This is a genomic window from Pseudomonas sp. NY15374 (assembly GCF_048068255.1).
Classification (GTDB): domain Bacteria; phylum Pseudomonadota; class Gammaproteobacteria; order Pseudomonadales; family Pseudomonadaceae; genus Aquipseudomonas; species Aquipseudomonas machongensis.
In genome coordinates this window covers 813,489-823,304 of the sequence record NZ_JBLUPZ010000001.1, presented here as the reverse complement: position 1 = coordinate 823,304, position 9,816 = coordinate 813,489, and the positions used below count along the sequence as shown (strand labels likewise).

Annotated in this window: 8 protein-coding genes; all 8 read left to right on the top strand. The window is 65.0% G+C overall.

Annotation, left to right across the window (positions count from 1 at the left end; translation table 11 throughout):
* Positions 1-27: 27 nt before the first annotated feature.
* Positions 28-588, top strand: coding sequence for an FMN reductase (msuE, locus tag ACNFHO_RS03955; RefSeq protein WP_416765305.1), 561 nt, complete (start codon positions 28-30; stop codon positions 586-588).
* Between the two features lie 9 nt (positions 589-597).
* Entirely contained in the window at positions 598-1,785 is a 1,188-nt protein-coding gene (locus tag ACNFHO_RS03950) for an acyl-CoA dehydrogenase family protein (RefSeq protein WP_063546727.1), read from the top strand.
* A gap of 10 nt (positions 1,786-1,795) precedes the next feature.
* Complete coding sequence (locus ACNFHO_RS03945; protein ID WP_054890660.1) at positions 1,796-2,911, top strand: sigma-54 interaction domain-containing protein; 1,116 nt, start codon at positions 1,796-1,798, stop codon at positions 2,909-2,911.
* A 164-nt stretch (positions 2,912-3,075) separates the two neighbouring features.
* Positions 3,076-4,428, top strand: a complete 1,353-nt coding sequence (gene pvdM / locus ACNFHO_RS03940; protein ID WP_112898326.1) for a pyoverdine-tailoring dipeptidase-like protein PvdM — start codon at positions 3,076-3,078, stop codon at positions 4,426-4,428.
* A 15-nt stretch (positions 4,429-4,443) separates the two neighbouring features.
* Positions 4,444-5,721, top strand: coding sequence for an aminotransferase class V-fold PLP-dependent enzyme (locus ACNFHO_RS03935; protein WP_416765303.1), 1,278 nt, complete (start codon positions 4,444-4,446; stop codon positions 5,719-5,721).
* Positions 5,722-5,735: 14 nt separating this feature from the next.
* On the top strand, positions 5,736-6,596 hold the full coding sequence (locus ACNFHO_RS03930; protein ID WP_112898328.1) for a formylglycine-generating enzyme family protein: 861 nt from the start codon (positions 5,736-5,738) through the stop codon (positions 6,594-6,596).
* A 115-nt stretch (positions 6,597-6,711) separates the two neighbouring features.
* Positions 6,712-8,046, top strand: a complete 1,335-nt coding sequence (locus ACNFHO_RS03925; protein WP_416765300.1) for a lysine N(6)-hydroxylase/L-ornithine N(5)-oxygenase family protein — start codon at positions 6,712-6,714, stop codon at positions 8,044-8,046.
* A gap of 16 nt (positions 8,047-8,062) precedes the next feature.
* Positions 8,063-9,712: a cyclic peptide export ABC transporter gene (locus ACNFHO_RS03920; protein ID WP_416765299.1), complete on the top strand. Its 1,650-nt coding sequence runs from the start codon at positions 8,063-8,065 to the stop codon at positions 9,710-9,712.
* Positions 9,713-9,816: the final 104 nt, after the last annotated feature.

The following is a 9,816-nucleotide window of genomic DNA, read 5'->3' as shown; positions in this document are numbered from 1 at the left end:
CCCGCTCACCCGAACAGGAGACTCGCCATGAGCACCCCCTTGAACGTCGTTGCCCTCTCCGGTGGTACTTCCCGCCCTTCGCGCACCCTGGCACTGACCGAAGCCATCCTCGCCGAGCTTGGCCAGCATCTGCACATCCGGCCGCACCTCATCGAGCTGGGCGATATTGCCCGCCCACTGGGTGCTGCACTGTGGCGTAGCGAACTGCCCGACACCGTCGAGCAGCAACTGCAGCACATCGAACAGGCCGAACTGCTGGTGGTGACCACTCCGGTCTACCGGGGCAGCTTCCCGGGGCACTTCAAGCACCTGTTCGACCTGATCGGCCAGGACGCCCTGGTGGACACCCCGGTATTGCTGGCAGCCACCGGCGGCAGCGAGCGCCATGCGCTGGTGCTGGATCATCAGTTGCGCCCGTTGTTCAGTTTCCTGCAGGCACTGACCCTGCCCATCGGCGTCTATGCCAGCCAGGCCGAGCTGCAGGACTATCGCGTTTCCAGTGATGCCCTGGCTGCGCGCATCGGTCTGGCCGCCGAGCGTGCCGTACCGCTGTTCGCCCCTCACCATCAGCTGCGCAAGAGTGCCTGAGTGACCACCATGAATGCACCCGTGACACCCACCACGCGCCCGGCACTGGCCATTGCCCACGACCTGGCCGCCCAATTCGCCCTCACCGCTGTCGAACGCGACGAACGCGGCGGCACCCCCAAGGCCGAGCGTGATGCCCTGCGCGACAGCGGCCTGCTGTCACTGGCCATCCCCACGGCCTTCGGTGGCCAAGGGGCGACCTGGCGTGAAACCTTCGATGTGGTGCGTGAGTTCGCCCGGGTCGACAGCTCCATTGCTCACGTGTTCGGTTTCCACCACCTGATGCTGGCCACCGTGCGCCTGTTCTCGCGTCCTGACCAATGGCAACCCTGGTTCGAACAGACTGCGCGCAAGCATTGGTTCTGGGGCAACGCCCTCAACCCGCTGGACACGCGCACCCAGGTCAAGCACTTCGAGGGGTGGTGCGAGTTTTCCGGCAAGAAGAGCTTCTGCTCCGGCGCCAGCGACTCGGAAATGCTCATCGCCTCGGCGGTGGACGAACGCGCCGGCGGCAAATTGCTGATCGCCGCAATCCCCAGTGGTCGTACCGGCATCAGCCTGCACGGTGACTGGGACAACATTGGTCAACGCCAGACCGACAGCGGCAGCGCCACCTTCGAACGGGTGCGGGTCGAGCACAACGAACTGCTGCTCGATCCCGGCCCGCTGAGCACGCCGTTCGCCGCCTTGCGTCCGCTGATCGCGCAACTGCACTTCGCCAACCTGTTCCTGGGTATCGCCGAAGGCGCCTTCGACGAAGCGCGCCAGTACACGCTGAAGGAAAGTCGCCCCTGGTTCCGCTCCAGCGCCAGTGAGAGCCGCGAAGACCCCTATGTGCTGCGCCACTATGGTGAGTTCTGGGTCGGCCTGGAAAGCGTGCGCCTGCTGATCCGCCGCGCCTGCGAACAGCTCGATGCGGCCTGGGCCCTTGAGCACGACCTGAGCGCCGAGGCGCGTGGCGACCTGGCCCTGGCCATCGGTACCGCCAAGGTTGCCGCAACGCGCCATGGGCTGGACATCTGCAACCGTCTGTTCGAAGTCACCGGCGCCCGCGCCACCCATGCCTCACTGCGCTTCGACCGGCACTGGCGCAACCTCAGGACCCAGACCCTGCACGACCCGGTGGACTATCGCATCCATGAACTGGGCGAGTGGGCGCTGAACGACAAACGCCCTGCCCCGTCCTTCTATTCCTAAAGGCACGTCCATGCAATTGCTGACCCTCCCCCCTTCACCGTCATTGGCTACCTCGATCAGGGCGACCGCACAGGTCTTCGAAGACCCCAGGTCGCAGGCGCTGCTCGCACACCTGCAACAGGTCGCTCCCAGCGAGGCCAGCGTCCTGATCATTGGCGAGACCGGCACGGGCAAGGAGTTGGTCGCACGCCACATCCACAACCTCAGTGCCCGCCGCGACGGCCCGTTCGTTGCGGTCAACTGCGGCGCGTTTTCCGAGTCGCTGGTCGAGGCCGAACTGTTCGGCCATGAGAAAGGCGCCTTCACCGGCGCCCTTGCGTCCAAGGCCGGCTGGTTCGAGGAGGCGAACGGCGGCACGTTGTTCCTCGATGAAATCGGCGACCTGCCGCTGCCCATCCAGGTCAAGCTGCTGCGTGTGCTGCAGGAACGCGAAGTGGTACGCCTGGGGTCACGCAAGAGCATCCCGATCAATGTGCGCGTGCTGGCCGCCACCAACGTGCAACTTGAAAAGGCCATCAACGCCGGGCACTTTCGCGAAGACCTGTACTACCGCCTGAACGTCGTCACCCTCTCGCTGCACCCGCTGCGCGAGCGGCCGGGCGATATCCTGCCGCTGGCGCGCCACTTCATCCGCAGCTACAGCGAGCGCCTGGGCTACGGCCCGGTGGAACTGGCAGCCGACGCCCAGGCCAAGCTGGTGGCCTACAGCTGGCCGGGCAACATCCGCGAGCTGGAGAACGTGATTCATCACAGTCTGCTGACCTGCGGCGACGGCTTGATCCATGCCCGCGACTTGCGCCTGTCGAACCTGCGCCTGGAACGTCAGGACGATCTGCCTTCGCCGGCCTCTGCCAGCAAGGACGGCGGCATCGATGAACTGCTGCAACAGGCGTTCAGCCGGCTGTACGAGGAGCAGCCGGGAGACCTGTACGAGAAGGTGGAGAATGCGTTGCTGCGCTCGGCCTATCACTTCTGCCATTACAACCAGGTGCATACTGCGCAATTGCTGGGTCTGTCGCGCAACGTCACGCGCACGCGACTGATCGCCATCGGCGAGCTGGTGGTGAACAAGCGCCGCGCACCGGAGCAGCCGTTGGACAACCGGATGGTGCGCCTGTCGATCTGAGCGCGTCATGGCCTGTGTCACCCACCCAGGCGCGCTTTTCGCGGGCAAAGCCGCTGCTGCACGTAAATCTCGCCCCATGCCATTCGTCCACCTGATACCCGAACCCTGCCCGGCGGCTCCTTTGCCCGCCAGGCGGTTGCGATCAGCCCTGCAACGAGATGGCAATGACCAAGACCCGTTCCCGCAAAGCCCTGTACATAGGCCTGCCTCTGGCCCTGGTGGCCGCCCTGGGCAGTGCCGCCGGCTATTTCTACTGGCAACGCCAGGATGCTGGCTACCCGCACAAGATCGTCGAACAGGCCAACGCCCTGCATGAGCACATGCTCTCGTTCGACAGCCACATCACGGTGCCGCTGGACCTGGGCAGCACCGGCAACGAGATCGACAAGGACGGCCCGGGGCAGTTCGACCTGGTCAAGGCCAACCGCGGTCGTCTTTCCGGTGCGGCCCTGACCATCTTCGGTTGGCCGGAAATCTGGAACGGCCCCAACGCCCCGCACCGCCCTACCCCAGGCTTCGTCGACGAGGCGCGCCAGCAGCAGGAAGTGCGCTACAAGATCATCAGCGGCATGGTCCGCGACTTCCCCAACCAGGTCGGTATCGCCTATACCCCCGACGACTTCCGGCGCCTGAACGGCGAAGGCAAGTTCGCTATCTTCATCAGCATGCTCAACGCTTACCCGCTGGGCCATGACCTGTCGCAGCTCGACCTGTGGGCAGCACGCGGCATGCGCATGTTCGGCTTCAGCTACACCGGCAACAACGACTGGGCCGATTCCTCGCGCCCGCTGCCGTTCTTCAACGACACCGCCGACGCCCTGGGCGGCCTGTCGCCCTTGGGTGAACAGGCGGTCAAGCGCCTCAACGACCTGGGCGTGATCATCGATGTCTCGCAGATGTCGACCCTGGCCCTGGAAGACGTCGTGCGCCTGAGCCGCGCGCCGATCGTGGCCTCGCATTCGGCGCCGCGGGCGCTGGTGGACATTCCGCGCAACCTCTCCGACAAGGAAATGCAGCTGATCAAGGACAGCGGCGGCGTGATCCAGGTGGTGGGCTTTGGCCAATACCTCAAGCCCCTGGGCAAGCCGGTGCTGGAAAAACTCGAGGCGCTGCGTGCGCGCTTCGACCTGCAACCCCTGCAGGGCCTGGCCAATGCCCTGATGCCGGGCGATGCGGTGATCGCCATCTGGCCTGAATCGCGTTTCGGCGAGTACGCCAGCAGCCTGTACGGGATTCTTGAAGAAGAACCCAAGGCGACCCTCAAGCAGTACGCGGACGCCATCGACTACACGGTGAAGAAGGTGGGTATCGACCACGTCGGCCTCAGCTCGGACTTCAACGACGGCGGCGGCCTCGATGGCTGGAAGGACGTCAGCGAGATCCGCAACGTCACCGCCGAGCTGCTCAGCCGTGGCTACAGCGAAACCGATATCGCCAAGCTCTGGGCCGGCAACTTCCTGCGGGTCTGGGACCAGGTGCAAAAAGCCGGTCAACCTGTCGCGTCCACCCAACACTGATCAAGGCCTGCCCGCATGAGCAACCGTCGTACCTTTCTCAAGCAGGCCGGCCTGGTCGCCGCGAGCCTGCCGCTGCTGCCTGGCGCGCTGGCTGCAACCTCGTCGCCAGCAACGCTCACCGGCACGGACAAATGGCGCAACCTGCGCACGCTGTTCCCGCTGGACCCGGACATCGCCCACTTCGCCAACTTCCTGGTCACCGCCCACCCGCGGCCGGTGCAGGAAGCGATCGACCGCCACCGCGCCGACCTCGACCGCAACCCCGCCGCCCTGATGGACTGGGAAAGCCAGTACGAATGGCAGCGCGAGGACGAAGTGCGTGACTGGGCCGCACGCTACCTGGAGGTCGGTCCGCGGCAGATCGCCCTGACCGGCAGCACCACCGAAGGCCTGGCCATGATCTATGGCGGCCTGCAGGTCGGCGTGAAGCAGGAGATCCTGACCACCGAGCACGAGCATTACTCCACCCACAAGACCCTGGCCTTCCGCACCCAGCGCGAGGGTACGCAGGTGCGCAAGATCCGCCTGTTCGACAACCCATGGGAAGTGTCCACCGACCAGGTGCTGACCACCGTGGAGCGCAATATCCGCCCCGAGACCCGCGTGCTGGGCATGACCTGGGTGCACTCGAGCAGCGGCGTCAAGCTGCCGGTCGGCGAAATCGGCGAACTGGTGCGCCGCCACAACCGCGACCGCAGTGAAGCCGAGCGCATCCTCTATGTGGTCGACGGCGTGCACGGCTTCGGCGTGGAGAACCAGCGCTTCGCCGACTTCAACTGCGACTACTTCATCGCCGGCACCCACAAGTGGATGTTCGGCCCGCGCGGCACCGGCATCATCTGCGCCGCCTCGACCGGCATGGATCACCTCACGCCCAGCGTGGCGACCTTCTCCCGCGATGAAGACTTCGCCACCATCATGACCCCCGGCGGCTACCACGCCTTCGAACACCGCTGGTCACTGGGCGAGGCGTTCAAACTGCACCTGCAACTGGGCAAGGCCGATGTGCAGGCGCGCATCCACCAGCTCAATGCCCTGCTCAAGGAGCGCCTGCTCGAAGACCGCCGCATCGAACTGGTGACGCCGCGCAGCGCGCAGTTCTCGGCAGGCTTCACCTTCTTCCGCGTGCCCGGCAAGGACCCGGATGCCTTCGCCGCCAAGCTGATCGCGGGCAAGGTGATGTGCGATGCCGTGGAGCGCGACGTTGGCCCCGTCATCCGCCTGGCGCCAGGATTGCTCAACGACGAACAGCAGATCGACCGGGTCATGCACCTGATTACCCAGCAACTTTGAACAAGGCATCTCCCATGAGCACACCTCTGCACCGCCTCACCCTGGCCGCCGTGCTGGCCGCCTGCAGCCTGCCGGCCCTGGCCGCGCAGCCGTCGGACAAGCCCGGCACAGTGTTCCGCGACTGCGCCAGGACCTGCCCGGAAATGGTCGTACTGCCTGCCGGCACCTTCACCATGGGCACTCCGCCCGACGAGATGGGCCGCCAGGACGACGAAGGTCCGCAGCACCCTGTGACCTTCGCCAAGCCATTCGCCATCAGCCGCTTCCAGATCACCGCCGGTGAATGGGCCGACTACCAGAAGGCCACCGGCGTCGTCATCGCCGACGGCGACGACCGCCCCGGACGGCGCTGCACCAATAGCAAGCCCAGCTACCCGCAAGGCCCTCGCCAGCCGGCGGTGTGCATGAGCTACGGCGACATCGAGCACTATGTGGCCTGGCTGTCGAAGAAGACCGGCAAGCACTACGCCATGGTCAGCGAAGCCCAGCGCGAATACGCCGCACGCGGCGGCAGCACCGGCATGTTCCCGTTCGAGCCGGACGCCAACCTCGAGATCAGCAAGAACGCCAACGTCTACGGCCCCAAGGATGGCTACAGCTTCAGCTCGCCGGTCGGCAGCTTCCCGGCCAACGCCTTCGGCGTCTACGACATGCACGGCAATGTCTACGAATGGGTCGCCGACTGCTACCACGACAGCTATGTCGGCGCCCCCGCCGATGGCAGCGCGCGCACCGAGGCGGGCTGCACGCAAATCTCCATCCGTGGCAACGACTGGGGTGAAGCGCCGATCTTCTCGCGTTCGGGCAACCGCAACACCACGGTTCGCGACGACCGTGGCGACTGGCTCGGTTTTCGGGTAGTCCGCGAGCTCTGAGGCGCTACGCGGCGGTAAATTCTCCCACCCTCGGCTCGTTCCTATCGGTGTACTTGCGCAGGACTCGGGGCGCCCCACGCGGCGCCCCCACTCGACCATCCAAGGAACCGCAACCATGAGCCAGACCTCTTCGCCCGACAAAATCCACGACCTTATCGGCGTCGGCTTCGGCCCTTCCAACCTGGCACTGGCCATTGCCCTGGAAGAGCTCGCCGAAACCAACGGCCACGCCCTCGACGCGCTGTTCATCGACAAGCAGAGCGACTACCGCTGGCACGGCAATACCCTGGCTACCCAGAGCGAGCTGCAGATCTCCTTCCTCAAGGACCTGGTCTCGCTGCGCAACCCCACCAGCCCCTACAGCTTCGTCAATTACCTGCACCAGAAGCAGCGCCTGGCCGACTTCATCAACCTGGGCACCTTCTACCCTTGCCGCCTGGAGTACAACGACTACCTGCGCTGGGCCGCCGAACATTTCGCCACCCAGGCGGTGTATGGCGAGGAAGTGCTGCGCATCGAGCCGGAACTGCGTGATGGCCGGGTCGATCACCTGCGCCTGGTCTCGCGTGACCAGCACGGCCAGGAGCACCAGCGCCGGGCCCGCTCGGTGGTGGTCGGCAGCGGCGGCACGCCCAAGGTTCCCGATGCTTTCCGCCCGTTCAAGAACGACCCGCGCGTGTTCCACCACTCCCAGTACCTGAGCGCCCTGCAGCAGCTGCCGTGCAACAGCGGCAAGCCCATGCGCATCGCCGTGATCGGCTCGGGCCAGAGCGCTGCCGAGGCATTCATCGACCTCAATGACAGCTACCCGTCGGTCAAGGTCGACATGATCCTGCGCGCCTCGGCACTCAAGCCTGCCGACGACAGCCCGTTCGTCAATGAAATCTTCGCCCCCGAGTACACCGACCTGGTGTTCAACCAGCCGCACGCCGAACGCGAGAAACTGATCGGCGAGTACCACAACACCAACTACTCGGTGGTCGACGTCGACCTGCTCGAACGCATTTACGGCATCCTGTATCGCCAGAAGGTCGCCCACCAGTATCGCCATACCGTGCTGTGCCGGCGCACCATCGAAACGGTTGTCGACACCGCCGAAGGTATCGAGCTGACCCTGCGCGACCTGGCCACCGACGTTCGCCAGACCCACCGCTACGACGCGGTGATCCTCGCCACCGGCTACGAGCGTCGCTCCCACCGCGACCTGCTGGCTCCGCTGCAGCAGCACCTGAAAGACTTCGAGGTCGACCGCGACTACCGTGCCCTGGCGAGCCCCGAGTTCGGCGCCAGCGTCTACCTGCAAGGCTTCTGCGAAGCCTCGCACGGGCTCAGCGACACCCTGCTGTCGGTGCTGCCGGCACGTGCCGCAGAAATCGGTCAGTCGCTTTACCAGCACCTGGGCAAGCACGCCAGCAACGCCCCGGCCGCGCTGCGCATGACCAGCGCCTGAAGACAGGAACCTTCCGATGAGCAAACAACCCCGTGGGGCCGTGCGTGAGCTGCTGACGCTGCTGCGGCCCTTCTGGCCGGTGGTCGCCCTGTCGATTGCCCTGGGCATGGTCGGTGGCCTGAGCGTCACCGCCCTGTTGGCCACCATCAACACCGGGCTGCACACCGAAGGCGGGCTGAGCCAGGGGCTGGTGCTGGGCTTCGTCGGGCTGTGTGCCCTGGCGTTGGTCAGCAGCATCCTCTCCGACATCGGCACCAACCAGGTGGGCCAGCACATCATCGCCAAGCTGCGCAAGGAGCTGGGCGAGAAGGTGCTGGCGGCACCGATCGAACAGATCGAGCGCTTTCGCAGCCACCGCCTGATCCCGGTCCTGACCCATGACGTGGACACCATCAGCGACTTCGCTTTCGCCTTCGCGCCACTGGCGATTTCGCTGACCGTCACCCTGGGCTGCCTGGGCTACCTGGCGATGCTGTCCTGGCCGATGTTCCTGATGATGCTGGCTGCGCTGGCCATTGGCATCGCCATCCAGTCGGTGGCGCAGTCCCGCGGTATTCGTGGGTTCATGGCAGCGCGCGATGCCGAAGACCAGTTGCAGAAGCACTACAGTGCAATCGCCGCCGGTGCCAAGGAGCTGCGTATTCACCGTCCGCGCCGCCAGCGCATGTTCCAGCATGGCATCAGCGACACGGCCGAACGGATCCGCGATCTGCAGACACGCTCGATCAACACCTTCGTGGTCGCCAAGAGCCTGGGCTCGATGCTGTTCTTCGTGGTCATCGGCCTGGCCCTGGTACTGCAATCGCTCTGGCCCAGTGCCGATGCCAGCGTCATGAGCGGTTTCGTGCTGGTGCTGCTGTACATGAAAGGGCCGCTGGAGCACCTGATCAGCACCCTGCCGATCATTGGCCGGGCGCGCATTGCCTTCCAGCGCATTGCCGAGCTGTCGGAGCGTTTCGCCACCCCCGAGCTTCACCTGTTGCTGGCCGACTCCGGTCAAGCCGCACCACAGGTGCATAGCCTGGAACTGAGCGATGTCGGCTTTGCCTTCCCGCCAGTCGGCGATGCCCGCCCCTTCACCCTCGGGCCGGTCAACCTGAAGATTGCCCAGGGCGACATCGTGTTCATCGTCGGCGAGAACGGCTGCGGCAAGACCACTCTGATCAAGCTGCTGCTGGGGCTCTATGCCCCCCAGCAGGGCCAGATCAAGGTCAATGGCAAGGCCGTGGATGCCGAATCGCGCGACGATTACCGCCAGCTGTTCACCACGGTCTTCGCCGACTACTACCTGTTCGACGACCTGGTTCAGGGCGACCAGGCGATTCCCGAGGATGCCAACCAGTACCTGGAGCGCCTGGAAATCGCCCACAAGGTCAAGGTCAGCGATGGCCAGTTCAGCACCACCGACCTGTCCACCGGGCAACGCAAGCGCCTGGCGCTGGTCAATGCCTGGATCGAACAACGCCCGGTGCTGGTCTTCGATGAATGGGCCGCCGACCAGGATCCGACCTTCCGTCGCATCTTCTATACCGAGCTGCTCCCGGACCTCAAGCGCCTGGGCAAGACCATCATCGTGATCTCCCACGATGACCGCTACTTCGACATGGCCGACCAGCTCGTGAGGCTGGAGGCCGGCAAGGTCGTCGAGGAGCTGACACCCGCCTGAAAAAAACAGAACCGGATTTTTCCGGTTCTGCTGTGTGTGTGCGTCTCACTAGATGTAATGCAAATCATTATCTACAACACCATCATAGAGTCTGCCAATGCACG